Consider the following 24340-nt stretch of genomic DNA (forward strand, 5'->3'; position numbering starts at 1 on the left):
GGGTCCTGTCATGGAGAAACTACTGACACTCTGGTACGGCTCGGGGGTCTATAACCTGACCCCGGGCCAGGCCGTGATGATTCTGGTCGGCATGTTGCTGCTCTATCTGGCCATCGCCAAGAAATTCGAGCCGCTGCTGCTGGTACCGATCGGCTTCGGTGGCATTCTGGCCAATATTCCCGAGGCGGGCCTGGCGCTGTCGGCGCTGGACCAGGCCATCGAGGTGGCCAAGCCGGCGGTGCTGGAGCGGATCGCCGGGGCCCTCGGGGTGGCCCTCGACCCTCAGGCCAGCGCCGAGGCGTGGCGCGAACTCCTCAAGGGGGTGGTCGAGGAGGAGGCCACGGCGGATGCGCTGCGCGCGGGACGCGATGTGGCGGCCAGTGTCGGCTACGGTGACGGCATGCTCTACAGCTTCTACAGGGTCGCCATCGCCTCCGGTATCGCTCCGCTGATCATCTTCATGGGCGTGGGGGCGATGACCGACTTCGGGCCGCTGCTGGCCAATCCGCGTACCCTGTTCCTGGGGGCGGCCGCGCAGTTCGGCATCTTCGCCACCCTGTTCGGGGCGGTGGGGCTCTCATCGCTGGGGGTGATGGACTTCTCGCTCAACCAGGCCGCCGCCATCGGCATCATCGGTGGCGCCGACGGCCCCACCTCGATCTATGTGTCGAGCGTGCTGGCCCCGGAGCTGCTGGGGGCGATCGCCGTGGCGGCCTACGCCTACATGGCACTGGTGCCGCTGATCCAGCCACCGATCATGCGGCTGCTGACCAGCCAGAAGGAGCGCGAGATCACCATGACCCAGCTGCGGCCGGTGTCGAAGCGCGAGAAGATCGCCTTCCCCATCGCCATCCTGCTGCTGGTCGCCTTCTTCCTGCCCGATGCGGCGCCGCTGCTGGGGATGTTCTGCTTCGGTAACCTGATGCGCGAGTGCGGGGTGGTGGAGCGCCTCTCCGATACGGCACAGAATGCCCTGATCAATATCGTCACCATCATCCTGGGCCTCTCGGTGGGCTCCAAGCTGATGGCCGACAGCTTCCTGGCCGTGGAGACCCTCGGGATCCTGGCCCTGGGCATCGTGGCCTTCGGAATCGGCACCTGCGCCGGCGTGCTGATGGCCAAGCTGCTAAACGCGGTCAGTCGTGTTCCGATCAACCCGCTGATCGGCTCGGCGGGTGTCTCGGCGGTGCCGATGGCGGCCCGGGTCTCCAACAAGGTGGGGCTCGAGGCGAACCCGCACAACTTCCTGCTGATGCATGCCATGGGGCCCAATGTGGCCGGTGTCATCGGCTCGGCGGTGGCCGCGGGGGTGATGATCAAGTACCTCGGCTGATGATGGCATCGGCCATGCGAGTGAAAGGCGCCTGCGGGCGCCTTTCTTTTTTCTCGAATGCCTTCCCGAACACCTGCCCGACTGTTTTTTCGAGCTCGGGTCAATCGTCGGCGAGAATCTCGAGGTTACCTCGCAGCCGCGAGGACAGCGGGCTCAAGTCGACGTCGACATCACTCGGCCAGCCGACGGTCAGCCAGACACCGTCGGCGGCGTAATCGGCCTCTTCCACCGGAATATTGCGCTCGGCTAGCCAGCCACGCGCCTCGGCTTCGCCCGAGAAGTCGACCCGGAGCCTCAGGGGTGTACGCTCGACCACTTCGCGACGGGGCAGTGCCTCCAGTGCCTGGGAGACCGCCTGGGCGTAGGCTCGGGCCAGTCCGCCGGTGCCTAGCTTGGTGCCGCCGAAGTAGCGGATGACCACGCAGCCCACCTGGCCCAGCCCGGAGCCCTCGAGTACCTGAAACATGGGGCGCCCGGCGGTTCCGCCGGGTTCGCCATCATCGGAGAAGCCAATGGCCGCCTGCTCTCCGGGAGGTCCGGCGATAAAGGCGGTGCAGTGGTGGCTGGCGCCGGGGTGGCGCTCGCGCGCCAGTGCAAGCAGCGCCTCGAAGTCGGCGATGGTCGGGGCATGGCTGAGCCAGGTGATAAAGCGGCTCCTCTCCACCTCCAGTTCGCTCTCCTGCCATTCGCCGCGGGGCAGATCGGGTGCCGGGTAACGCATCAGGCGGCCAGCTCGCCCTGACGTACCACGCCCATCACCATCCCCAGCACCTGGATATCGCTGTTCTTCAGGAAGATGGGGGCCATCTGCCGGTTGGCGGGTTGCAGGCGCACGCCGGACTTTTCGATATAGAGCTTCTTCAGGGTGACCTCCTGATCATTGATCATTACCACCGCGGTCTCGCCATTCTCGGCACTCTCGCACTGTTCGATAATGATGACATCCCCGTCGAAGATATTGCACTCCACCATGGAGTCTCCGCGTACGCGCAGGGCGTAGGTATTGCGACGTACCATGCGACGAGGAACGCGAATATGGCTGACGCTGGGGCAGGCCTCGATGGGCATCCCCGCCGCGACGCTACCCAGCAGGGGGATGTCGACCATTGCCTGGCTCTCGTCCTGGGAGTCACCGGGAAGGGGGCAAGGCGACCACGCCTCGGCGAGGCGCCGGTTGGGGCGACGTATCATGTACCGCGTGCTGGCCTCGAACATGGTATATCTCCTGTTGAAACATACAGTGCCTAGGGAGCATAGCAGGGACGCTGAATCTGGCAAGGTGGGGGTTCGACGATGCGCTTGATGCACGTCAACTGCGACCGGCTGCCGCGGTGCCCCTCTCTGGCAGGAAATGGGCTTTACGTGTAGAGTCTCGGGCCAAACTACCCATCCACCGGAGTGTGTCTTGACCCTGCGCCTGCAAGCTAGTGACCTGGCCTGTGAACGGGATGACCGGTGGCTGTTCGAGGGTCTCGACCTCGATATTCGAGGGGGCGAGATCGTGCGCGTGGAGGGCCCCAACGGCAGCGGCAAGACCACCCTGCTCAAGATCCTCTCCGGGCAGCTCGCCGACTACCAGGGAGAGCTATTCTGGAACGAGCGTCCGATGCGCCAGGCGCGACAGGCCTTTCTCGAGAACCTGCTCTACCTGGGGCATGCCCCGGGCGTGAAGGCGGCCCTGACGCCGCTCGAGAACCTCGCCTGGTACCAGGCGCTGGCCGGTGAGCCGGTTCAGGAGGCGGCACGACTGGCGGCCCTGGAAGCGGTGGGGCTGGCCGGCTTCGAGGATCTACCCGCCGGCCAGCTCTCCGCCGGGCAACAGCGCCGGGTGGCGCTGGCCCGGCTGGAGCTGACGCCGCGGCCGCTCTGGGTACTCGATGAACCCTTTACCGCCATCGACCGAGAAGGCGTTGCGGCGCTCGAGGCTCGTCTCGTGGCACATACCCGCTCGGGCGGGTGTGTGCTGGTGACCACCCATCATGAGCTCAAGGCGTCGCAGCAGCTGCGGCATATTCGTCTCGGCCGGGGAGGACAGGATGCCGAGCATTGACACGCGTATGAGCGAGGGTCGGCAGGGCAGCGACGGGGAACCTCGCGGCGGTCTGCTGGTCGCAGTCTGGGCGACACTCAAGCGCGACCTGACCCTGCTGATGCGCCGGCGCAGCGAGGTGCTCAACCCACTGGTGTTCTTCGCCCTGGTGATCACCCTGTTCCCGATCGGCATCTCGCCGGACCCGGAGCTGCTGTCGACCATCGCCCCCGGGCTGCTGTGGGTGGCGGCGCTGCTGGCGGCACTGCTGTCTCTGGATAGCCTGTTTCGCAGCGACTATGAAGATGGCTCCCTCGAGCAGCTGCTGCTGACCCCGCAACCGCTGGCCATGCTGGGGCTCGCCAAGGTGGCGGTACACTGGCTGCTGACCGGCCTGCCCCTGGCACTGATGGCGCCGCTGCTGGGCATCATGCTGGCACTGCCGTCGGGGAGCTACCTGACCCTGGCATTTTCCCTGGCCCTGGGCACCGCCAGCCTGAGCCTGATCGGAGCCATCGGCGCGGCACTCACTGTCGGGCTGTCACGCGGTGGGGTGCTGCTGTCGTTGCTGGTGCTGCCACTCTATATCCCGGTGCTGATCTTCGGCGCCGGGGCCGTGCAGGCGGCGATCATGGGGGATGGCGCCGCGGCGCACCTGGCGATCCTCGGGGCCCTGCTGGCCCTGTCACTGATGCTGGCCCCTTGGGCGATCGCGGCCTCGCTGCGCATCAGCATCAACGGTTGAATGTTCAAGCGAGAGGCGCAATGGGCAAGATCTGGTCCTTTATTCACAAGCTTGGTTCGCCCAAATGGTTCTACGGTATCAGCGCACGCCTGATGCCGTGGTTCTGGACCGCCGCCGTGGTGCTGATCCTGGCGGGCAGCGTCTGGGGACTGGCCTTCGCTCCGCAGGACTATCAGCAGGGCAACAGCTTCCGCATCATCTACGTACACGTGCCGGCGGCCTTCCTGGCCCAGTCGATCTTCGTCAGCATGGCGGTGGCGGGGCTGATCTTCATGGTCTGGAAGATCAAGGTCGCCGACATGGCGGCGGCGATGATGGCGCCGCTGGGCGCCGCCATGACCTTTATCGCGCTGTTCTCCGGGGCGGTGTGGGGCGTGCCCACCTGGGGGACCTGGTGGATGTGGGATGCACGCCTGACCTCGATGCTGATCCTGCTGTTCCTCTACCTGGGCGTCATCGCCCTGCGTGGCGCCTTCTCCAGTCGTGACAGCGGCTCGCGGGCGGCCTCGGTGCTGGCCATGGTCGGGGTGATCAATATCCCGATCATCAAGTACTCGGTGGACTGGTGGTACACCCTGCACCAGCCGGCCACCTTCAGCGTGACCTCGCGCCCGGCGATGCCGATGGAGATGTGGGCGCCGCTGTTGATCATGGTGCTGGGTTTCTACTGTTTCTTTATCGCCGTCACCCTGATGCGCACGCGCAGCGAGATCCTGCGCCGTGAATCGAACAAGCGCTGGGTGCGCGACATCGCCGGAGAGCAGGGCTGATGGCTTTCGACTCCTTCCAGGACTTTCTCGCCATGGGGGGGCATGCCCCCTATGTATGGGCCAGCTGGGGCGTGACCGGCGCCCTGCTGATCGGCATCGTGTTGCATGCCAGGGCGGAGCGCCGTCGATTGCTGCGTATGCTCCAGCGTCGCCATCGCCGCCAGGCCGCTACAAACCAGACTTCACATCGTACGGGGGGAGAACGCCATGAGGCCTAAACGCAGGCAGAAGCTCTATCTGTCGCTGGGGTTGATCGCACTGGCGGCAATCGCCGTGGGGCTGACCCTCTATGCCCTGCGCAGCAATATCAACCTGTTCTTCAGCCCGGTCCAGATCGCCGCCGGAGACGCGCCTCTCGAGCGCCAGATCCGGGCCGGCGGGATGGTCAAGGAGGGCACCGTGGCCCGGGACCCGGAGAGTCTCGACGTCGAGTTCATGGTGACCGACTACGTCGATGATCTCGAGGTCCGTTACAGCGGCATTCTTCCCGACCTGTTCCGCGAGGGACAGGGGGTGGTGGTGGTCGGTGAACTGCAACCCGAAGGATGGTTACGCGCCGACCAGGTGCTGGCGCGCCACGACGAGAACTATATGCCCCCCGAGGTGGCCCAGGCCCTGGAAGAAGCCGGCTACGCGCCGGAGGACTACCAGGCCAAGGCCGCCGAAATGGGCGCACGAATCGACGCCAAGCAGCAAGGCGCCAGCCAGTAACGAGCGGAGACCCCATGCAGATCCTGATGATCCCCGAGATCGGCCACTATGCCCTGGTGATCGCCATGCTGATGGCCACCGTGCAGGGTGTGCTGCCATTGGCCGGAGCGGCCACCCGCCGCCCGATGTGGATGGCCTACGCTCGCCCCATGGCGGCCGGGCAGCTGTTGTTCGTGGCCATCGCCTACGCCTGCCTGACGGCCAGCTACATGCTGGACGACTTCAGCGTGGCCAACGTGGCCAACAACTCCAACTCCATGCTGCCCTGGTACTACAAGCTCAGTGCCGTATGGGGCAACCACGAGGGCTCGGTGCTACTGTGGAGCCTGCTGCTGGCGGCCTGGGGCTATTTCGCCGCACGCTTCTCCCGCGAGCTGCCTCGCGACATGGTGGCGCGGGTGCTGGGAGTGCTGGGCCTGGTCGGCATGGGCTTCCTGGCCTTCGTGCTGATCACCTCGAACCCCTTCGAGCGTCTGCTGCCCAACGTGCCGGGCGATGGTGCCGACCTCAACCCGCTGCTCCAGGATATCGGTCTGATCATGCACCCGCCGATGCTCTACATGGGCTATGTGGGTTTCTCGGTGGTCTTCGCCTTCGCCATTGCCGCCCTGCTGGGGGGGCGCCTGGATGCCGCCTGGGCACGCTGGGCCCGACCCTGGACCAACCTCGCCTGGGCCTTTCTGACCGTGGGCATCGCCCTGGGCAGCTGGTGGGCCTACTACGAGCTGGGCTGGGGGGGCTGGTGGTTCTGGGACCCGGTGGAGAACGCCTCGCTGCTGCCCTGGCTGACCGGCACGGCGCTGATGCACTCCCTGGCGGTGACCGAGAAGCGTGGCGCCTTCAAGAGCTGGACGCTGCTGCTGGCGATCTTCACCTTCTCGCTGTCGCTGCTGGGCACCTTCCTGGTGCGCTCCGGGGTGCTCACCTCGGTGCACGCCTTCGCCAATGACCCCACCCGCGGCCAGTTCATCCTGATGCTGCTGGGCATCACCGTGGGCCTGTCACTGCTGGTGTTCGCGCTGCGCGCGCCGCGAGTCGGCCACAAGGTGGGCTTCACCTGGCTCTCCCGGGATGCCCTGCTGCTGATCAACAACATCCTGCTGGTGATCATGACGATCACCGTGCTGATGGGCACCGTCTATCCGCTGCTGCTCGACGCCCTGGATCTGGGCAAGATCAGCGTCGGCCCTCCCTACTTCAACGCACTCTTCGTGCCGCTGACGCTGGTGCTGGCGCTGTTTATGGGGCTGGGGCCGGTGGCGCGCTGGAAGCAGACGCCGGTTCGCCTGCTGGTCAGTCGGCTATGGCTCGCCGCCGTGGGGGCCGTGGTGCTGGGAGGCACGCTGCCGCTGCTGTTTGCCGAGCGGTGGAGCCCGGCGGTCGCCCTGGGCCTGGTGGCGGCGCTGTGGATCGTGCTGCCGATGCTGCGTGATCTGTTCGAGAAGACCCGCAATGCAAGCTCCCTGGGGGCCGGGCTGAAGAAGCTCTCACTGGCCTATTGGGGCATGCAGTTTGGCCATCTGGGGGTCGCGGTGACTATCGTCGGTGTGGCAGTGGTCTCCAACTACAGCACCGAGCAGAACGTGCGCATGGCCCCGGGCGACAGCGTCGAAGTGGCGGGCTACACCTTCACCATGAACGAGCTCTCCCATCGTGAGGGAGCCAACTTCGTGGCCGACCGGGCGAATATCTCGGTACAGCGGGAGGGTAGCCGGCGCAGCTTCATGATGAATCCCGAGAAGCGCCTCTATCTGGCGACGCGCATGCCGATGTCCCAGGTGGCGCTGCGCCCCGGTTTCCTGCGTGACCTCTACGTGGCCATGGGCGAGGACCTGGGAGACGGCAGCTGGGCGCTGAGGGTGCAGTACAAGCCCTTTGTTCGCTGGCTGTGGCTGGGAGGGCTGCTGATGGCCTTCGGGGGTGTGCTGGCGGTGGCCGACAAGCGCTATCGCCGACTGGCCACCGCGCCCGACCCCGAGTCCCGGGCGCTCGACACGATCAGACGGGAGGCCAAGGCATGAATCGTCGACTGCTTCTGCTGCTGCCGCTCGCCGGCTTCCTGGCCCTGGCGGTGTTTCTCTATCAGGGGCTCTCCCTGAACCCCTTCCATCGCGAGTCGGCATTGATGGCGCGTGACTTTCCCGAGTTCGATCTGGCGACCCTCAAGGCGCCCGAACGCCGGGTCGACCGCGACCTGCTGACCACCGGCGAACTGACCCTGGTCAATGTCTGGGGCGAGTGGTGTCCCGAGTGCAAGCGTGAGATGCCGCAACTGCTCGACCTCGCCGAGCGCCATGGCATACGCCTGGTCGGCGTCAACTGGAAGGATACCCGAGAGAAGGCGCTGGGCTTTCTCGAGGAGTTCGGGGATCCCTTCGAGGTCAATATCTTCGATCCCGATAACGAGCTGGCCTTCGAGCTTGGAGTCTACGGTGCCCCCGAGACCTTCCTGGTGGATGGCGACGGGGTGATTCGCTATCACCACACCGGCTACATCGCGCCCAACGATGTTGCCGAGGCGGTCCTTCCGGAGGTGGAACAATGGCGTTGATGCGAGGTTCGTTGATCCTGGCGACAACCCTGGCCCTGCTGCTGGTGGCCGGGCTGGTACAGGCCGCCGCCATCGAGGTGCGCGAGTTTAATGACCCGGTGCTCGAGGAGCGCTATCGCGATATCACCGCCTCTCTGCGCTGCCCGACCTGCCAGAACCAGGCGATCAATGACTCCGATGCCCCCGTTGCCGGGGATATGCGCGACCGCGTCTATCAGCTGCTGATGGATGGGCGGGCCGATTTCGAGATTCGGAGCTATATGGTGGAGCGCTTCGGTGACTATGTGCTCTATAACCCGCGCCTCGAGGGGCGCACCTTCCTGTTATGGGGCCTGCCCGCGGTCCTGGGCCTGCTTGGCCTGGTACTGGTGGGCCTGCTGGTGCGCGCCCGTCGCAACGCCTCCAACAGGGCCCTCTCCGCCGAGGAGCGCGCCCGTCTGGATGCCCTGATCAACCGCGAGAGAATCGAATGACCCTGCTGTGGATCGCCTTCGCCCTACTGTTGCTGCCGGCCCTGTGGCTGCTGGTGGCGCCGCTCAAGCGAGCTCGCGCGCTGCACGATGCCCAGCGCGATCATGAGGTCAACGACCGCTCGGCCGAGCAGAACGTGGCCATCTACCAGCGCCGCCTCGCCTCCCTGGAGGCGGCCCTCGAACGTGGCGATATCGACGAGGCGAGCTACGAGGAGGATCGCCTGGCACTCGAGCGTGGCCTGCTCGAGGATACCGAGCGCCTCAAGCGCGCCCCGCTCAAGCCGTCGGCCGCCGGTCGCCTGGTGGTACCGCTGGTGATGCTTGGGGTCGTGGTGGCCAGTGTGCTGTGGTATCAGCAGGAGGGGGCCGAGGGCGACCTGGCGCTGCTTGCGGTGCAGAGGGAGGTCATGACCCATCCCGAGGGCTCGGCGCAGATGCTGGTCGAGCGTCTCGAGGAGCAGGCCGCCCGTCAGCCGAACAACCCCAATGTCTGGGGCATGCTGTTCCCCCTCTATCGCGACGGCGGCCAGAGCCGGCAGGCCATCGAGGCCCTGGAACGGCTGATCGAGATCGAGGGCCGGCAGCCCGCGTTGCTGGCACAGCTGGCCCAGATCGAGTTCTTCGTCGCCGGCCGCCGGCTGACCGACCGGGTCCAGTCGCTGGTCGACGAGACCCTGGAGAAGAACTCGAGCGAACCCACGGTGCTCGGCATGCTGGGCATCGAGGCCTTCGATCGCGGTGCCTACCAGGAAGCCATCGACAACTGGCGGCGCGCCATCGCCGGCATGAACGATCCCGCTACCGGCGAGGCCCTGCGCCAGGGTATTCAGATCGCCCAGCAGCGCCTCGGTCAGACGCCCGAGGGTGCCCCGCTGGCCGACGCCGAGCCCCAGGGTCCGGGCATCCTCGCCCGAGTGCGCCTGGATGATGAACTCGTCGGCCGTCTCGACGACACGACCGCGGTGTTCGTGGTGGCCCGGGACATGGCCGGCGAACTGCCGCCACTGGCCGTGGCACGCCTGACGCTGGGTGATCTGCCGGCCGAGCTGGTGCTCGATCGTCGCCATGCCATGTCGCCCCAGGCCAGTCTTGCACAGGTGGATGAAGCGCGGCTGGTGGTTCGTGTCTCGTCGAGCGGGCAGGCCACGCCTCAGGCCGGGGACATGTTCGGCGAGCGTACCGGCGTGGCCGTGGAGGAGATCGACGGCGAGCCGGTCGAGGTCGTGATCGATCGCGTCGTCGAATGAGTCGGTGGGGCAGCCGCCGATGCGTCTGACATCGATACGCCTGGTGGGCTTCAAGTCCTTCGTCGATCCGGTCACGGTCCCCTTCGACAGCAACATGACCGCCATCGTCGGGCCCAATGGCTGCGGCAAGTCCAATATCATTGACGCCGTGCGCTGGGTGATGGGCGAGTCGTCGGCCAAGACCCTGCGTGGCGAGTCCATGGCCGATGTCATCTTCAATGGCTCCACCGGCCGCAAGCCGGTGGGACAGGCCGCCATCGAGCTGCACTTCGACAACCGTGACGGGGCCATGGGAGGCCCCTATGCCCAGTATGCCGAGATCGCGGTTAGGCGCCAGGTGACCCGCGAAGGGCAGTCGAGCTACTTCTTCAACGGCCAGAAGTGCCGGCGCCGGGATATTGCCGACCTCTTCCTGGGGACCGGGCTCGGCCCACGCTCCTACGCGATCATCGGCCAGGGCATGATTTCACGGCTGATCGAGGCGCGCCCCGAGGAGCTGCGCGCCACCCTCGAGGAAGCGGCGGGCATCTCCAAGTACAAGGAGCGGCGCCGCGAGACCGAGAACCGCATGCGGCGCACCCAGGAGAACCTCGAGCGTCTCGAGGATATCCGGGAGGAGCTCGACAAGCAGCTCGAGCGCCTGAAGCGTCAGGCCGAGGCGGCGCGCCGCTACCAGCAGCTCAAGAATGACGAGCATCGCGTCAAGGGCGAGCTGGCCCTGCTGCGCGCACGGGCCCTGCGGGCCAGCCAGGGCGAGGAGGAGAGCCGCGTCGCCGAGCTCGAGACCGCCGTGGAGCGCGAGGTGCTGGGGCTGCGCCAGTGCGAGACCCGCCTGGAAGAGGCACGGGCCGACCACGATCGCCTCGCTTCCGAACTCGACGCCGAACAGTCGCGATTCTTCGAGACCACCACCGCCATTGCCCGCCTGGAGCAGGATCTGGAGCATGGCCGTACCCGTGATGCTCAGCTGGCCCGTGACCTCGAGGCGGCGCGCCGTGAGCTCGCCGACCTCGACCGCCTCGGCGAGAACGATGGCGAGCGCCTGGTCAGCCTGGATGAGCGCCTGGCGAGCCTTGCTCCCGAGCGGGAAGAGCTCGCCGAGCGTCTCGAGGAGCTCGAAGCCGCCCTGGAGGAGGCCGAGCCCGAGGCCCAGGAGGCCGACGCTGCCTGGGAGGCGTTCGGCGATCGCTGGCGCGAACAGAGTCGGGACGCCGAGCGCTGCCAGGATCGACTGCGCGAGCTGGAGTCGCGTCTGGAGGGGCTCGATGCCGACCTGGCGCGACGCCGCCAGCAGCAGCAGGAGCTGCCCGATCTCCAGGCGTTGACCGCCCAGCGCGATGAGCTCGCCGAACAGCTGGCCGAAATCGAGCTCGAGCGCGAGGCTCTCGAGGGGCGTCGCGAGGTCCTCGCCGATGCCCGAGAGGTGGCCCGTGAGGCATCGCGCGCCGCAGAAGCCGGTCGCGAGGAGGAGCGCCAGGCGCGCAGCGAGCTGACCGGTGAGCTGGCCTCGCTGGAGGCGCTGATCGAGGCGGGGCTCGCCGACCATGATGATGCCCTGGAGGCGCATCTCGCCGAACATGGCCTTGGAGAGGCGCCGCGCCTCGGCGAGTGCCTCACGGTGGCCCCCGGCTGGGAGGCGGTCGCCTCCTGGGTATTGGCCCCCTGGCTGCGCGCCCGGGTCGCCTCCCTCGAGGGGCGCCTCGAGGCCCTGGTGGCCACACCGGGGGAGCTGGGGTTGATCGACGCGAACGAGCCCCAGGTCGCACCAGAGAGCCTGGCCGCCAAGGTGGAGGGTGCTGGGGCCGCCGCCCAGTGGTTGGCGGCGGTGCGCTGTGTCGAAAGTCGCGATGAGGCCTGGAGGCGGTGTGATGAGCTGGGGCCAGGGGAGAGCCTGATCACCGCCGATGGCCTGTGGCTGGGTCGTGGCTGGGCGCGTCAGCGTGTCAGCGGCGATGGCCCGGATGCCCTGCTGGTGAGCCGGCGTCGACAGGGAGAGGTCCGCGAGGCGCTCGACCGGGTCGAGGCACGTCTGGCCGATCATGAGGCAAGCCTGACATCGGCCAATGAGCGCGCCGAGCGAACCGAGGCCGATCTCGAGGCGTGTCGCCAGGCGGAGCGCGACCTCGAACGACGCTATCAGCAGCTCGCCGTCCAGGATAGTGGCCTGAGCAGTCGGCTGGAGCATCTGCAGGGGCGCTCCGCAGAGCTGGCGGAGGAGCTCGCCGGCCTGGAGGAGTCACGCGAAGAGGCCCGCCTGGCCATCGACGAGGTGCGCGAGCAGTGGCAGGCCGCCATGGAGCGCCTGGAGGCTGGCGCCGATCACCGTGAGCGGCTGGAGAGAGAGCGCCAGGCGGCACGCGAGCGGTTGGCTAGCCTGCGCGCGCAGCAGCGCCCCCTGGCCGAACAGTTGCAGCGCCTGGCACTGGAGCAGGAACGCCTGGTGGCCGAGCGAGCCGGCCTGGCCGAGCAACGGGAGCGTGCCGGCGAGAGCCGTCAACGACTCCAGGAGCGCCTCGCGGAGCTGGAAGAGGAGCGCGAGATGCTCAGCGAGCCGGAGGAGGAGCGTCGTGAGCGCCTGGAGGAGCTGCTCGACCGCCGCGAGCGTGAGGAGCGTAGTCTCAATGCGGTGCGCGCGCGTGCCGCCGAGCTGGTCGAGAGGCTGCGCGAGGACGAGCAGGCGCGCCAGTCCCACGAGCGGGCCCTGGAGGGTATCCGCGAGCGCTTGCAGGAGTCGCGTATGCAGGTTCAGGCGCTGCATCTCAAGGCCGAGGGGCAGGATGAGCAGCTGCGGGAGCTGGGGCATGACGAGCGCCAGCTGGCCGAGACGCTGGATCCCGCCGCCACCGAGTCTGCCTGGCAGGCACGCCTGGAGCAGCTCGCCGAGCGCATTCGTCGCCTGGGTGCCATCAACCTGGCGGCCATCGAGGAGTATGACCAGCAGGCCGAGCGCCGCGACTACCTGGAGGCGCAGCACGCCGAGCTGAACGAGGCGCTGGAGACCCTCGATCGCGCCATTCGCCGCATCGATCAGGAAACCCGCAGCCGATTCCGCGACACCTTTGAGCGAGTCAATACCGGGCTGCAGTCGCTTTTTCCCAGAGTCTTCGGTGGCGGGACCGCGTGGTTGACGCTGACCGGTGAGGATTTGCTGGAGACGGGGGTGGCGATCATGGCGCGGCCCCCGGGCAAGAAGAACAGCACCATTCATCTGCTGTCGGGGGGGGAAAAGGCGTTGACGGCCCTGTCGCTGGTATTCGCCATCTTCCAGCTCAATCCGGCCCCCTTCTGCATGCTCGATGAGGTGGATGCCCCCCTGGACGATGCCAATGTGGGGCGCTATGCCCGGTTGGTGAAGGAGATGTCCGAGAGCGTGCAGTTCATCTACATCACCCACAACAAGATTGCCATGGAGGCCGGCGAGAGATTGATGGGAGTGACGATGCAGGAGCCGGGGGTTTCACGACTGGTAGCGGTGGATGTCGAGGAGGCCGCGGCGCTGGCCGAAGCTTGAGCGCTTGAAGGAAGCGCCGAAAAGGGGTAACAAGGAAGCATCACATGTTGCAGTGCATGGAAGCAGGGAAATCATCGAAAGGCGATTGCGTGGGGCCAGTCAAGCTTGTCTTGATATATCACCGATGCTTGACAAATAAAAAAAGTAGCCCCTTTTTCGGCAATCGCGCTATGCTGGTGACGAACAAACACTTGGCATGGCGCCCTAGCGAAAGGCTGACGATCCATGGAACTTAGAGAGTGGCTGATCATCCTGGGGTTGGCGCTGGTAACCCTTATCGTGGTGGATGGAGCGCGACGCCTGCAGCGTCAGCGACGAACCCCACGCCTCGATGAGGTGGCGGAGGACGCCCTCAGCACCGACCCCGACGAAGCGGCCCGCAAGGCCGAAATCAACTGGGAACTGCCCAATGGAGGGGCGCGAGTCGTCAGGCCCGCGGACTACGGTCATGTGCAGCCCAAACCCAAGCTGGTGCGCCAGGAGCATCCTGGCCCGTCGCGTGTGCTTTCCAGCTGGAAGGCTGGTGCCTCTCATGAGAGAGAGTCCGAGGCGGAGATTGCCGAGCCGAGGGCGACGGCAGCCGGCAGTATCGGCACACAGGGAGACTATCAGACGGAGGAGCGTCTTGAGCCGACGCTTTCCGCGCTGGATGAGACCTCCCAGGGTGCTTCCGCTACCGAAGAGGGGCGGGCGGATGCCGGCCCCGCTGCCCCCGCCCCGCGTTCCAGAGAGCCTCTGGCTGCCGACCCACAGGATCATGCCGGTGCCGATGATGACGAGCACTATCGCCTGGTGGATTTCGACGGCATGGGGGACTCCCTGAAGAGCGGCTCGAAGCGCATGGGGGTCTCGGTGCAGCGCTTCGGTGCCTCGCTGCAGAAGAACCTGGCCGAGCGCCGCGAGCAGAAGCGTGCGGAGAGGGCGCGACGCGAGGAGGAGCGCAAGGAAGAGCAGGCTCGCAAGGAAGAGAAGGCACGCAAGCTGGCCGATGATGCCGAGCACAGGCGTCAGGCCCAGGCAGAAGTGGAGTCTGCCCGTGATGCCGAGCGCCGTCGCCTTGAGGCCGAAGCGAACGATGCGGCGGTGGTATCCGCCGAGGAGGAGGCGTTCGAGGCATCCCGTCACAGCGACAAGGTGCGTGTCCATCCGGTGCTGGAGAAGGCGCTGCGCCACGATGTGAGTGCGGAGCATGCCCGACTGACGCTCAGCCAGGCCGAGGAGATCATCGTCATCTCGGTCATGGCCCGAGAGGAGGAGGGGTTCTCCGGTACCGCCCTGCTCGACCTGATGCTTGCCTGTGGCTTGCGCTACGATCGCGAGATGGGCATCTTCCATCGCTTCGAGACCGAGGACCCCGAGAGCCGTCTGCAGTTCTCCATGGTCAATGTGGTCAAGCCCGGAACCTTCCCCATCGAGGCGATCGATGACTTCCGCACGCCGGGCATCACGCTGCTGATGCCGCTGCCGGGAGCCGAGGACAGCGGTGCCGCCTTCGAGGCGATGGTCGAGACCGCCATGGTCATCGTGCGCCACCTGGGCGGCGAGCTGAAGGACGAGCACCAGAGCGTGATGACCGCCCAGACGGTGGAGTTCGCCCGACAGCGCGTTCAGGACTTCGTGCGTCGCAACCGCCTGCACCGTTATCAGGTGAATTAACGCCGAGAGGCGCTCGCCGCATGACCGACAACCCTCGTGAGGTAGGCCCCACGAGGGTTGTTGCTTTGGTAAGCTAGGCGATCATCTCCGCCTCGCGCGCCGAGGCCCCCGCGATAGACCCAGACACGGAATTCCATGACCCAGCTTGACTCGAAGCTACGCGAAGAGGTCGAGCGGCTGCGCGCCGAACTCGACGATGCCAACTATCGCTACTATGTCCTCGATGACCCTCGCCTGACCGATGCCGATTACGACCGTCGCCTGCGTCGCTTGCAGCAGATCGAGAGCGAGCATCCCGAGCTGGTGACGGCGGACTCGCCGACCCAGCGGGTGGGCGCCCCCCCGGAAGCAGGGTTTCCCGAGGTCGAGCATGCGGTGCCCATGCTGTCGCTGGACAACGCCTTCGACGAGCAGGAGCTGGAGGCCTTCGTCAGGCGAGTGGCCGAGCGCCTGGAGCGCGATGCCGCCTCGATCGCCTTCTGCTGTGAGCCCAAGCTGGACGGTGCGGCGGTATCCCTGGTCTATACCTCGGGGGAGCTGGTCAGCGGGGCCACCCGCGGCGACGGCCGTACCGGCGAGGGGATCACCTCCAATCTGCGCACCCTGCGCTCGGTACCGTTGCGGCTGCGGGGTGACACACCGCCAGCCCTGCTCGAGGTGCGCGGCGAGGTGATCATCTCCCATGCCGACTTCGAGGCGATGAATGAGCGCGCCCGGGTGGATGACGCCAAGGTCTTCGCCAACCCACGCAATGCCGCCGCCGGCAGCCTGCGCCAGCTCGACCCCAAGGTGACCGCCACCCGCCCGCTGACCTTCAGCGCCTATCAGGTGGCCCGCGTCGAGCCCGACCCGGGTGACGCCACCCATAGCGGCTTGATGGCCCATCTGGGCGACTTCGGCTTCCGCACCAGCAGCGAGCTCGAGGTGGTCCAGGGCGCCGCGGGGGTGGTCGACTACTGTCGCCGGCTCGGCGAGAAGCGTGACTCGCTCGGTTACGACATCGACGGCGTAGTGATCAAGGTCGATGCGTTGCGTCTGCAGCGTGAGCTGGGATTCGTGGCCCGGGCGCCACGCTGGGCGATCGCCTTCAAGTTTCCGGCCCAGGAGCAGACCACGCGGCTCAACGATGTCGAGTTTCAGGTCGGGCGCACCGGGGCCATCACCCCGGTGGCCCGCCTGGAGCCGGTCTCGGTGGCGGGAGTTACCGTCTCCAACGCCACCCTGCACAACGCCGACGAGATCGCCAGGCTCGGGGTGATGATCGGCGATACCGTCGTTATTCGGCGTGCCGGTGATGTCATCCCGCAGGTGGCACGGGTGATCGAGGAGAAGCGACCGGCGGATGCCAGGACAATTGTCTTCCCCGAGCGCTGCCCGGTGTGCGATGCGCAGATCGAGCGCCTGGAGAACGAGGCGGTAGCGCGCTGCTCCGGCGGGCTCTACTGCCCCGCCCAGCGCAAGGAGGCCCTCAAGCATTTTGCCTCACGCCGGGCGCTGGATATCGACGGTCTCGGCGAGAAGCTGATCGATGGCCTGGTCGAGCGGGACTGGGTCGCCACCCCGGCGGACCTCTTTCGCCTGCGGGCCGAGACGCTGGCCACGCTTCCGCGCATGGGCAAGAAGTCCTCCGAGAACTTGGTCGAGGCCCTGGAGAGGGCCAAGGCGACGACCCTGGCTCGCTTTATCTACGCCCTGGGCATCCGCGAGGTGGGGGAAGCCACCGCGGCCAGCCTCGCGCGGCATTTCGGCACCCTGGAGGCACTGATGGCGGCTGAACGCGAGGCCCTGGAGGGAGTCGAGGATGTCGGGCCCATCGTTGCCGCCCATGTTCATACCTTCTTTCGCCAGCCGCATAACCGCGCGACCATCGATGACCTGATCGCCTGTGACCTGCACTGGCAGGAGGAGACCGTCGTCGAACGTCCTCGGCCCCTGGTCGGGCAGACCTGGGTGCTGACCGGCACCCTGGAGAGCATGACCCGCGATCAGGGCAAGGAGCGCCTGCAGGCGCTGGGGGCCAAGGTGGCGGGCAGCGTCTCGAGGAAGACCGCCGGCCTGGTGGCCGGCGAGGCCGCCGGCAGCAAACTCGACAAGGCGCTGCAGCTCGGGGTGCCGGTACTGGATGAGGCGGCCTTCCTGGCGCAGCTGGCTGCCTGGGAAGCCGGCGATGTCGCCACGGATAAGAACGAGGAGGGCGAGGCATGAGCGGCGACCGCTTTATCGAGGTGCCCTACCGGATGCTGCCGGCGGAGACCCTGGATGCCCTGCTGGAGGCCTTCGTTACTCGCCAGGGCTACGACACCACCGACACCGGCGAGGGCATGCGTGGCTGGGTGGCCGAACTCAAGCGCCAGCTGGAGCGCAGCGAGCTGATCATCGCCCATGACCTCAGGACGGAGAGCACCGAGGTGATGACCCTGGCCCAGTGGCGGGCCTTCGGGCGTGATCTCGCCGACGATGAGGAGGGGTAGTCTCCGACATCTGGGCGATGTGTTGCCTTCCACCGGCGAGAGTCCTGTGACGCCCCGGCGTTCAAGAGGATGGGCGATCACTTTCCACGAATCAGGTCGCGTATCAGGCGCCGGCCGGGATGTAGATGGTCCGCCAGGGGCTGCTCCAGGGGCAGCGGCTCGTCGCAGATCCGCGAGGCCAGTAGCTCGGCACATAGCGGAGCGCTGGCCAGGCCGCGGGAGCCGTGGGCGGTGCTGACCCAGAGCCCCGCATGGTGCCGCCCGAGTGCCTCGGGAATGCGGGTGGCGTCCTTGGCCAGCACGGCATACTCCTCCCGCCAGGCAGCGGCGTCGGGCATGGGCCCGCAGTAGGGGGTCTTGTCGGGGCTCGCCGCACGCACCCCCACCAGGGCACGGAACCGCTCCGGGGAGAGGTCGGTGCCGGCGTCGCGCAGGGCGGCGACGAAGTGGGGCAGGCCACGCTCCAGCTCCTCCAGGTTGGCGCGATGGTCGCCCTCGCGAGGGGTCGTGTCGGTATCGCCGGGGGTGAAGGTGGCGCCGATGTTGAGCACACCCTCCGCCGCCGGTGGCACATAGCCTCCGGCGCAGACCACGCGCCCCAGCCGGGGTGCCCCTGGGGGCAGCTGGAGCTGGCTGAGTTGCCCGCGAACCGGCTGCAGGGGAAGAGAAGCGGTCTGCTCGAAGGCGGCGGTTTCCGCGGCGCCGGCGACGATGACCTGGTCGGCCTCGATGGGCTCGCCGTCGCGCATCTCCAGTCTCCAGCCGGTTTCCCGTCGTCGCAGCGCCGCGACCTCGCCGCGGCGGAAAGTAATGCCTGGCGTTTCCGCCAGGCGTATGCAGAGCTCCATGGGCCTGACCCAGGCGGCACCGGGGTAGTCCAGGGCCGGGGCATCGACCCTGATGCCGGCGGCGGCGCTGGCTCCCGCGGCGTCCACTCCTCTCACCACGCTCTCGGGGAGAGGATGGTTGGCCAGGAAGCGCGTCTGGCGCGCCTGCTCCTTGTCGTTCAGGGCCAGCTGCAGCACGCCGCTCGCCCGCCATAGCGACTGCTGCGGGTCGAGCCAGGCCAGCCAGCGGCGGCTATTCAGCAGCCCGGCCAGATAGGTACGGCTCTGTCGATTGGTGTCGGCGGCCAGCTTGACGTAGAGCGCGCCCTGCAGATGCGTGGCTTTCAGTTCGGCACGCTCGAGGCGGTCGATCAGGGTCACGGCGATGCCGCGCCTGGCCAGGGCGGCGGCGGCACTGGCGCCGGCGATGCCGGCACCGATGACCGCGACTCGGCGAGGTGGCCGGGGCGCCGGCGGGGTGAACCAGGGAGTCTGTCGCCGGCGTTCATCGCGGGGGGGCTCGGCGATCTCGCCGCACAGCATCTCTCGCTTGCGCCCGAAGCCCGGTGCCTTGTGCCAGGTGAAGCCGGCCGCCGCCAGGCCGCGCTTGACCACGCCGGCGCAGCTAAAGGTGGCGAAGGTGGCCCCCGGTCGGGAGCGAGCCGCCATCGCCTGGAACAGTGCCGGCTGCCACATCTCGGGGTTCTTCGCCGGGGCGAAGCCATCCAGGAACCAGGCGTCGACCCGGCCGTCGAGCAGTGACAGCCGCTCGGCGGCATCGCCCAGATGCAGGTCGAGGGTGACGCGCTCATCGAGCCATAGCCGGTGCACGCCGGCCACCGGCTCGGGCCACTGCGCCACCAGCCTCTCGCTGCGCTTCGCCAGATCGGGCCAGGCGGCCAGCGCCCGGGCCAGGTCGGCGCGGTCGAGCGGGAACTTCTCGGTGGACACCAGATGCAGTCGAGCCGCCGGCGCCGCGTGGGCCTCGAAGCAGGCCCAGGCACACAGCATGTTGAGCCCGGTCCCGAAGCCGGTTTCGCCAATCACGAAGGGGCGCGGCTCCAGCCACTCCCTGAAGCGCTCCGGCAAGCGGTTGCCGGCGACGAAGACATGTTCGGTCTCGGCGCGACCATCATGGCGAGAGAAGTAGACATCGTCGAAGGCGGGAGAGTGGGGGGCTGCCTCGCCGCTTGCATCGTTGCGCCAGTCGAGACGGGCGTTATCGAGGGCGGCGAGAGGCGGCAGGCCATCGGGGGCGGCAGTCACGGGAAGCTCCGGAGACGTGTTCAATATTTGATCGATTGCGCCGCGGAGCCGGTATCAGGGGGCTGGCGACAGGCATCCGCGGCGTTTCAACAGGGTTGTCCACAGTGGCTGTGCAAAAAACGGCTGTTGATAAGTTGGCTGGTTGAGTGAACCTTCTTCAGGGGAGAACCTTCTTGAAGGGCTTCACCGCCACCCGGGCGTAGACGCCGGCGATCACATACGGGTCGGCATCGGCCCAGGCCTGGGCCGCCTTGAGGCTGTCGAACTCGGCGACCACCAGGCTGCCGGAGAAGCCGGCATCGCCCGGGTCTTCGCTGTCGATCGCCGGGTGGGGACCCGCCATGACCAGGCGACCCTCGTCGCGTAGCGCCTCCAGGCGCGCCAGGTGGTCGGGGCGGGCGGCGAGACGGCGCTCCAGGCTGTTGTCCACATCTTCACTGATGATCGCGTAGAGCATTGGCTGGCTTCCTTCTATGGGGCGGCAGGATCGGGGGGAGTGGCGCCATTGACCGGCATTGGCCGGAGGCGCACCATGATAGACCATTCTGACAAAGTCGCCGATCGGCGTCATGCCAATGCCTCCACTTCCCCCGCGCTTCGAGGGCGACCCCGAGCCGCTCCGCATCGACCTGCATATGCACTCCACCGCCTCGGATGGAGCCCTGTCCCCCATGGACCTGGTGGCGCTCTGTGCCGCCCAGGGCCTGACGCATATGGCGCTGACCGACCATGACACCCTGGATGGCGTGGCCGAGGCGGCCGAGGCGGCCAGGCGCGAGGGCCTCGTGCTGGTTCCCGGTACCGAGCTCTCCACCCAGTGGCGGGGCATCGGCATCCATGTGGTGGGGCTGCTGCCCGAGGGCGTGAAGGGGGCGCTGGTCGAGGGGCTCGAGGCCCAGGCCGTGGCTCGCGTGAAGCGCGCCAGGACCATCGCCTCGCGCCTGGAAAGGATTGGCCTCGATGATGCCCTGGCCCGGGCACGGGAGCAGGCCGGCAGCGAGCGCCCCCTGGGCCGCCCCGACTTCGCCCGCGCACTGGTCGCGGCGGGAGTGGTGCCCGACGTCGCGACCGCCTTCAAGAAGTACCTGGGGGCCGGCAAGCCGGGTGACGTCAAGGCGCTGTGGCCGGATATGGCCGAGGCGGTGGGCTGGGTGCTTTCGGCGGGGGGCGTGGCGGTGCTGGCGCATCCGCTTCGCTACTCCCTGACGCGACGCAAGCGTGGCCTGCTGCTCGACGACTTCAGTGCCGCCGGCGGCCAGGCCGCCGAGCTGGTCAGTGGCTTCCAGAACCCCGATGTGACCCGCGACCTGTCGCGTCAGCTCCAGGAGCGCGGGCTCTATGCCTCGCTGGGCAGCGACTTTCACTTCACCGGCGGCCACCTGGCGCCGGGCAGCATGAGCCCGGTGCCGCGCACCGCCACGCTGCCGGTATGGACCCATCCGCGGCTGGCGCCGCGGTTCAATTCAGGAGCGTGACCATGAGCCAGTTCTTCCAGATTCACCCCGAGAACCCCCAGAAGCGTCTGATCGAACAGGCGATCGGCATCATTCGCTCCGGTGGGGTGGTGGCCTATCCCACCGACTCGGGCTACGCCTTGGGCTGCCACCTGGGCGAGAAGAAGGCCATCGACAGGATCAAGCGGCTGCGTGCCCTGGATGACAAGCACAACTTTACCCTGGTGTGTTCCGACCTCTCCGAGATCGGCACCTATGCGAAGGTGGACAACGCCGTCTTTCGACTGCTCAAGGCTCACACTCCCGGTGCCTACACCTTTATCCTCAATGCGACCACCGAGGTGCCGCGACTGCTGCTGCACCCCAAGCGTCGCTCCATCGGGGTTCGCGTACCGAACCATGCCATTACCTACGCCCTGCTCGAGGCGCTCGGCGAGCCGCTGATGAGCGTGACCCTGATCCCGGTGGGCGAGGAGCTGCCGATGACCGATGCCGAAGAGATCCGCGAGCGCTTCAGCGCCGACCTCGACCTGATCATCGACGGCGGCGCCTGCCATCTGGAGCCCACCAGCGTGGTGGATCTGCGCGAGCTTCCGCCGGTGGTCCTGCGCGAGGGCCGCGGCGACGTCGCTCCCTTCCGCGAGTAATCCCCACGCCCGTGGCGGCTAGGCGTCGTTGCCCTTGCCGCCATGCTCCTCCCACCAGGCCTCCTGCTTCTCCTCGGAGAGCTGTGGGTCGGGGGTGTCCTCGTCGAGCCAGGTACCGCACAGCAGGCAGTACTTGGCGCGCTGCTCGTGGCGGTCATGGCCGCACCCCGGACAGGCCTCGTCGGAGTAGCGATCGGCGCGGATCGAGCGGATCACCTCGGCGGAGAAGACCCCGGTGGGTACGGCGATGATCGAGTAGCCGATCAGCATCACCATCACCGAGATCGCCTGACCCAGCGGGGTCACCGGCACGATATCGCCGTAGCCCACCGTGGTCAGGGTGACGATGGCCCAGTAGATCGACGTGGGAATGCTGGTGAAGCCGGCCTCGGCGGGCTCGATCAGGTAGACGATCGAGGCGAAGATCGAAACCAGCATGAAGACGGTGAACAGGAACAGGAAGATCTGATGGCTGCTGCGCTTCAGGGCACCGATCAGCAGGCGTCCCTCGCCGACGAACTCCATCAGCCGCAGCACCCGGAAGATGCGCAGGGTGCGCAGCAGGCGCACCATCACCAGGGTCTGGACCCCGGGCACGATCAGCGCCAGCCAGGTGGGCAGGATGGCGATCAGGTCGACCACCCCGTAGAAGCTCCTCAGATACTGCAGGGGGCGCTCCAGGCAGTAGAGACGTACCGCCAGCTCGAGCGTAAAGGCGATGGTGAACCCCCACTCCAGCCACAGGAACAGGGTGCCGTAGTCGCTGCGCAGACTCTCGATGCTCTCCAGCATCACCACCAGCACGCTGGTGAGTATCGCCACGATCAGGACGATATCGAAGGCCTTGGCAGGGCGCGTGTCGGACTCGAAGATGATCTGGAAGACGCGTTTGCGCAGGCCTTCGTCGGCGGGGCTGGGTAGATGGTTCACGGGCGATTTCCTTGTGGTGAGTTCAGGCCAGGGGGAGCTGCCCCGACAGGCGGTGTGCCAGCCACAACAGCTGACGGCCGTTATGGGGCGTCAGCCAGGCATCGCTCGCCAGGGCCTTCCCGAGGGAGTCCGCCGCCGCCGCCTCTCTCGTCGTCGTGTCGCCCAGGGCCGCGAGTCGACGCAGGGCGTCGGCCGCCGCTTCCCGCCAGTCGCCATGGCCGCTGTCGGCGTGGGCATCCAGTGCCACCACGGCGCGGTGTAGCCAGCAGGCCGGCGAGCCGCCCGGGGGAAGTCGCCACTCGCCCGAGAGCAGGGCCCCGCCCCGGGCCGCCTTGCTGGTATCCGAGGGGCGTAGGGCCACATGCTCGGCCAGGGCGTCGGCCAGTGACCATAGCGCCGCCGGCTCGCCCTCCACGAGCTCCAGCTCCAGTTCGCGAATCTCGACATGACGACCCGCCGCGGAAATGTCGCCCTCATCCAGGGCCAGCTCGATACGAGCCCCGCGATGCTCGAGGTGCCAGGTTTCGCGGCGGAAGTCCGTGGTAAAGCGTGCCTCCAGTCGCCTCAGCACGTCCTCGCCCAGCTCGGCCGGTGGCAGCCCCTCGAGGCCAGCCAGGTCGAGCCCCGGCCCCGGGACCCGCCACTCCCACTCGCCGCGTCGCGACAGGCCGCCGCCGCCCTCGCCGCGGGTCTTTACCGTCTGCAGCAAACGACCGTCGACCCGGCGCAGGCGAAGCGCCATGCGCGCCGCTTCCAGCTCCCCCCCGGCGGTGTCGAAGTAGGTATTGCCGAGGCGGGTGGCGCTCGGGGAGGACTCGTTCAGCAGGGGGTGGCGACGCAGGGCGTCGGGGCCCTCGGGGCCCAGGGCGAGCTTCAGTTCGATCTCTTGACTCATGCGTCGACAGCCTCGATCAGGTGGGGATTCTCAAATCGGATGAATAGTTCATGACGATGGCGACAGGGGTCACTATACTGTCGCCGCCATTTTCAAGGTTTCGAGATGCCCCATGGTGACATCCAATCCCTTCTCCGCGATGTTCGGTCGTTCGCCATTCGAGCCGTTGCTGACCCATATCGTCAAGACGAGCGAATGTGCCGACCAGCTGCTGCCCTTCTTCGAGGCGACCCTCATGGGTGACTGGGAGTCGGCCGCGGCCCACCGCGAAACGGTGACTCGCCTCGAGCACGAGGCCGATGAGCTCAAGACCGAGCTGCGCCTCAACCTTCCCAACACGATGTTCCTGCCGGTATCGCGCTCGGATCTGCTCGACCTGATCAGCGTACAGGACAAGATCGCCAACAAGGTGCGCGATATCACCGGCATCATGCTCGGCAGGCGCATGCAGGTGCCCGAGGAGCTGGCCCAGCCGATGCGTGACTACATGCAGACGGCCGTGGCCTGTGTGGCCCAGGCGCGCCACGCCCTGGAAGAGCTCAGGGACCTGCTCGACTCCGGCTTCGGGCGCAATGTCAGCGACGTGATGCAGAAGCTGATCCGGGAGCTGGATCGCCTGGAGCATCAGGCCGATGCCCAGCAGGTCGCCATCCGCCGCCAGCTGTTCGGCCTCGAGGATCGTCTGCCGCCGGTCGATGTCATGTTCCTCTACACGATCATCGACTGGGTAGGGCAGCTCTCCGACCGCGCCGAGCGGGTGGGAAGCCGTCTGCAGATCATGACTGCCAATTGAGTGCCACGGCCCCGACAATCTCGGGGCCGTT

23 protein-coding genes are annotated in these 24340 nt (G+C 67.3%); 17 read left to right on the plus strand and 6 right to left on the minus strand.

Annotated elements, in window-relative coordinates; translation table 11 throughout:
- The first annotated feature begins 10 nt into the window (after positions 1-10).
- A complete protein-coding gene (locus tag IOC61_RS11305; protein WP_195688918.1) occupies positions 11-1333 on the plus strand; it encodes a sodium ion-translocating decarboxylase subunit beta in 1323 nt (440 codons plus the stop codon).
- A 100-nt stretch (positions 1334-1433) separates the two neighbouring features.
- Here the strand turns inward: IOC61_RS11305 and IOC61_RS11310 are convergent, their stop codons facing one another.
- Together IOC61_RS11310 and lexA are read right to left on the minus strand one after the other, a co-directional pair.
- Positions 1434-2054, minus strand: a complete 621-nt coding sequence (locus tag IOC61_RS11310; RefSeq protein WP_195688919.1) for an IMPACT family protein — start codon at positions 2052-2054, stop codon at positions 1434-1436.
- A complete protein-coding gene (gene lexA, locus IOC61_RS11315) occupies positions 2054-2548 on the minus strand; it encodes a transcriptional repressor LexA (protein ID WP_195688920.1) in 495 nt (164 codons plus the stop codon). The genes IOC61_RS11310 and lexA overlap by 1 nt, the downstream gene beginning before the upstream one ends.
- A gap of 190 nt (positions 2549-2738) precedes the next feature.
- Here lexA and ccmA point away from each other — a divergent pair, with 190 nt between their 5' ends.
- The 13 genes from ccmA (at position 2739) to IOC61_RS11380 (ending at position 17497) form a co-directional block, all read left to right on the plus strand.
- Complete coding sequence (ccmA, locus tag IOC61_RS11320; protein ID WP_195688921.1) at positions 2739-3383, plus strand: cytochrome c biogenesis heme-transporting ATPase CcmA; 645 nt, start codon at positions 2739-2741, stop codon at positions 3381-3383.
- Positions 3370-4107 (plus strand): heme exporter protein CcmB, encoded by a 738-nt coding sequence (gene ccmB, locus IOC61_RS11325; protein ID WP_420706341.1) that lies wholly within the window; start codon positions 3370-3372, stop codon positions 4105-4107. Before ccmA ends, ccmB begins: the two co-directional genes overlap by 14 nt.
- Positions 4108-4136: 29 nt before the next feature.
- Positions 4137-4877: a heme ABC transporter permease gene (locus tag IOC61_RS11330; protein ID WP_132042913.1), complete on the plus strand. Its 741-nt coding sequence runs from the start codon at positions 4137-4139 to the stop codon at positions 4875-4877.
- Positions 4877-5095: a heme exporter protein CcmD gene (gene ccmD / locus IOC61_RS11335; RefSeq protein WP_195688922.1), complete on the plus strand. Its 219-nt coding sequence runs from the start codon at positions 4877-4879 to the stop codon at positions 5093-5095. Before IOC61_RS11330 ends, ccmD begins: the two co-directional genes overlap by 1 nt.
- The gene (gene ccmE / locus IOC61_RS11340; protein ID WP_195688923.1) at positions 5085-5588 is read left to right on the plus strand and encodes a cytochrome c maturation protein CcmE; all 504 of its coding nucleotides are present in this window, start codon (positions 5085-5087) and stop codon (positions 5586-5588) included. The genes ccmD and ccmE overlap by 11 nt, the downstream gene beginning before the upstream one ends.
- 26 nt (positions 5589-5614) lie before the next feature.
- A complete protein-coding gene (locus tag IOC61_RS11345; RefSeq protein ID WP_195689128.1) occupies positions 5615-7609 on the plus strand; it encodes a heme lyase CcmF/NrfE family subunit in 1995 nt (664 codons plus the stop codon).
- Complete coding sequence (locus tag IOC61_RS11350; RefSeq protein WP_195688924.1) at positions 7606-8139, plus strand: DsbE family thiol:disulfide interchange protein; 534 nt, start codon at positions 7606-7608, stop codon at positions 8137-8139. The genes IOC61_RS11345 and IOC61_RS11350 overlap by 4 nt, the downstream gene beginning before the upstream one ends.
- Positions 8130-8612, plus strand: a complete 483-nt coding sequence (locus IOC61_RS11355) for a cytochrome c-type biogenesis protein (protein WP_195688925.1) — start codon at positions 8130-8132, stop codon at positions 8610-8612. The genes IOC61_RS11350 and IOC61_RS11355 overlap by 10 nt, the downstream gene beginning before the upstream one ends.
- Positions 8609-9859 carry a c-type cytochrome biogenesis protein CcmI gene (gene ccmI, locus IOC61_RS11360; protein WP_195688926.1) on the plus strand — a complete coding sequence of 417 codons (1251 nt, stop codon included), beginning with the start codon at positions 8609-8611 and terminating at the stop codon, positions 9857-9859. The genes IOC61_RS11355 and ccmI overlap by 4 nt, the downstream gene beginning before the upstream one ends.
- A 19-nt stretch (positions 9860-9878) precedes the next feature.
- Positions 9879-13370, plus strand: a complete 3492-nt coding sequence (gene smc / locus IOC61_RS11365) for a chromosome segregation protein SMC (protein WP_195688927.1) — start codon at positions 9879-9881, stop codon at positions 13368-13370.
- A gap of 225 nt (positions 13371-13595) precedes the next feature.
- Positions 13596-15026, plus strand: a complete 1431-nt coding sequence (zipA, locus tag IOC61_RS11370) for a cell division protein ZipA (RefSeq protein WP_195688928.1) — start codon at positions 13596-13598, stop codon at positions 15024-15026.
- Positions 15027-15161: 135 nt separating this feature from the next.
- A complete protein-coding gene (gene ligA, locus IOC61_RS11375) occupies positions 15162-17231 on the plus strand; it encodes an NAD-dependent DNA ligase LigA (RefSeq protein ID WP_195688929.1) in 2070 nt (689 codons plus the stop codon).
- Positions 17228-17497: a YheU family protein gene (locus IOC61_RS11380; protein ID WP_195688930.1), complete on the plus strand. Its 270-nt coding sequence runs from the start codon at positions 17228-17230 to the stop codon at positions 17495-17497. Before ligA ends, IOC61_RS11380 begins: the two co-directional genes overlap by 4 nt.
- A gap of 77 nt (positions 17498-17574) precedes the next feature.
- Here IOC61_RS11380 and mnmC read toward each other — a convergent pair whose 3' ends face one another.
- Entirely contained in the window at positions 17575-19590 is a 2016-nt protein-coding gene (mnmC, locus tag IOC61_RS11385; RefSeq protein ID WP_195688931.1) for a bifunctional tRNA (5-methylaminomethyl-2-thiouridine)(34)-methyltransferase MnmD/FAD-dependent 5-carboxymethylaminomethyl-2-thiouridine(34) oxidoreductase MnmC, read from the minus strand.
- A 157-nt stretch (positions 19591-19747) separates the two neighbouring features.
- Positions 19748-20047, minus strand: coding sequence for a YciI family protein (locus IOC61_RS11390; protein WP_195688932.1), 300 nt, complete (start codon positions 20045-20047; stop codon positions 19748-19750).
- 112 nt (positions 20048-20159) lie between these two features.
- On the opposite strand from IOC61_RS11390, the gene IOC61_RS11395 reads away from it, so the two are divergent.
- A complete protein-coding gene (locus tag IOC61_RS11395) occupies positions 20160-21065 on the plus strand; it encodes a PHP domain-containing protein (protein WP_195688933.1) in 906 nt (301 codons plus the stop codon).
- Positions 21066-21067: 2 nt separating this feature from the next.
- Entirely contained in the window at positions 21068-21691 is a 624-nt protein-coding gene (locus IOC61_RS11400; RefSeq protein WP_195688934.1) for an L-threonylcarbamoyladenylate synthase, read from the plus strand.
- An 18-nt stretch (positions 21692-21709) separates the two neighbouring features.
- Here IOC61_RS11400 and IOC61_RS11405 read toward each other — a convergent pair whose 3' ends face one another.
- Together IOC61_RS11405 and IOC61_RS11410 are read right to left on the minus strand one after the other, a co-directional pair.
- Positions 21710-22621 carry an ion transporter gene (locus IOC61_RS11405; RefSeq protein WP_195688935.1) on the minus strand — a complete coding sequence of 304 codons (912 nt, stop codon included), beginning with the start codon at positions 22619-22621 and terminating at the stop codon, positions 21710-21712.
- Between the two features lie 22 nt (positions 22622-22643).
- Positions 22644-23516, minus strand: a complete 873-nt coding sequence (locus tag IOC61_RS11410) for a CYTH domain-containing protein (RefSeq protein WP_195688936.1) — start codon at positions 23514-23516, stop codon at positions 22644-22646.
- Between the two features lie 112 nt (positions 23517-23628).
- Between IOC61_RS11410 and IOC61_RS11415 the strand changes: the two genes are divergently transcribed.
- Positions 23629-24309 (plus strand): TIGR00153 family protein, encoded by a 681-nt coding sequence (locus IOC61_RS11415; protein ID WP_195688937.1) that lies wholly within the window; start codon positions 23629-23631, stop codon positions 24307-24309.
- The last annotated feature ends 31 nt before the right edge of the window (positions 24310-24340 follow it).

This window comes from Halomonas sp. KAO, assembly GCF_015595025.1.
Classification (GTDB): domain Bacteria; phylum Pseudomonadota; class Gammaproteobacteria; order Pseudomonadales; family Halomonadaceae; genus Halomonas.

Coding starts and splice junctions, on each gene's coding strand:
- IOC61_RS11305 (WP_195688918.1), top strand. CDS start 11: ATGGAGAAACTACTGACACTCTGGTACGGCTCGGGGGTCTATAACCTG.
- IOC61_RS11310 (WP_195688919.1), bottom strand. CDS start 2,054: ATGCGTTACCCGGCACCCGATCTGCCCCGCGGCGAATGGCAGGAGAGC.
- lexA (WP_195688920.1), bottom strand. CDS start 2,548: ATGTTCGAGGCCAGCACGCGGTACATGATACGTCGCCCCAACCGGCGC.
- ccmB (WP_420706341.1), top strand. CDS start 3,370: ATGCCGAGCATTGACACGCGTATGAGCGAGGGTCGGCAGGGCAGCGAC.
- ccmD (WP_195688922.1), top strand. CDS start 4,877: ATGGCTTTCGACTCCTTCCAGGACTTTCTCGCCATGGGGGGGCATGCC.
- ccmE (WP_195688923.1), top strand. CDS start 5,085: ATGAGGCCTAAACGCAGGCAGAAGCTCTATCTGTCGCTGGGGTTGATC.
- IOC61_RS11345 (WP_195689128.1), top strand. CDS start 5,615: ATGATCCCCGAGATCGGCCACTATGCCCTGGTGATCGCCATGCTGATG.
- IOC61_RS11350 (WP_195688924.1), top strand. CDS start 7,606: ATGAATCGTCGACTGCTTCTGCTGCTGCCGCTCGCCGGCTTCCTGGCC.
- IOC61_RS11355 (WP_195688925.1), top strand. CDS start 8,130: ATGGCGTTGATGCGAGGTTCGTTGATCCTGGCGACAACCCTGGCCCTG.
- ccmI (WP_195688926.1), top strand. CDS start 8,609: ATGACCCTGCTGTGGATCGCCTTCGCCCTACTGTTGCTGCCGGCCCTG.
- smc (WP_195688927.1), top strand. CDS start 9,879: ATGCGTCTGACATCGATACGCCTGGTGGGCTTCAAGTCCTTCGTCGAT.
- zipA (WP_195688928.1), top strand. CDS start 13,596: ATGGAACTTAGAGAGTGGCTGATCATCCTGGGGTTGGCGCTGGTAACC.
- ligA (WP_195688929.1), top strand. CDS start 15,162: ATGACCCAGCTTGACTCGAAGCTACGCGAAGAGGTCGAGCGGCTGCGC.
- IOC61_RS11380 (WP_195688930.1), top strand. CDS start 17,228: ATGAGCGGCGACCGCTTTATCGAGGTGCCCTACCGGATGCTGCCGGCG.
- IOC61_RS11390 (WP_195688932.1), bottom strand. CDS start 20,047: ATGCTCTACGCGATCATCAGTGAAGATGTGGACAACAGCCTGGAGCGC.
- IOC61_RS11395 (WP_195688933.1), top strand. CDS start 20,160: ATGCCAATGCCTCCACTTCCCCCGCGCTTCGAGGGCGACCCCGAGCCG.
- IOC61_RS11400 (WP_195688934.1), top strand. CDS start 21,068: ATGAGCCAGTTCTTCCAGATTCACCCCGAGAACCCCCAGAAGCGTCTG.
- IOC61_RS11410 (WP_195688936.1), bottom strand. CDS start 23,516: ATGAGTCAAGAGATCGAACTGAAGCTCGCCCTGGGCCCCGAGGGCCCC.
- IOC61_RS11415 (WP_195688937.1), top strand. CDS start 23,629: ATGGTGACATCCAATCCCTTCTCCGCGATGTTCGGTCGTTCGCCATTC.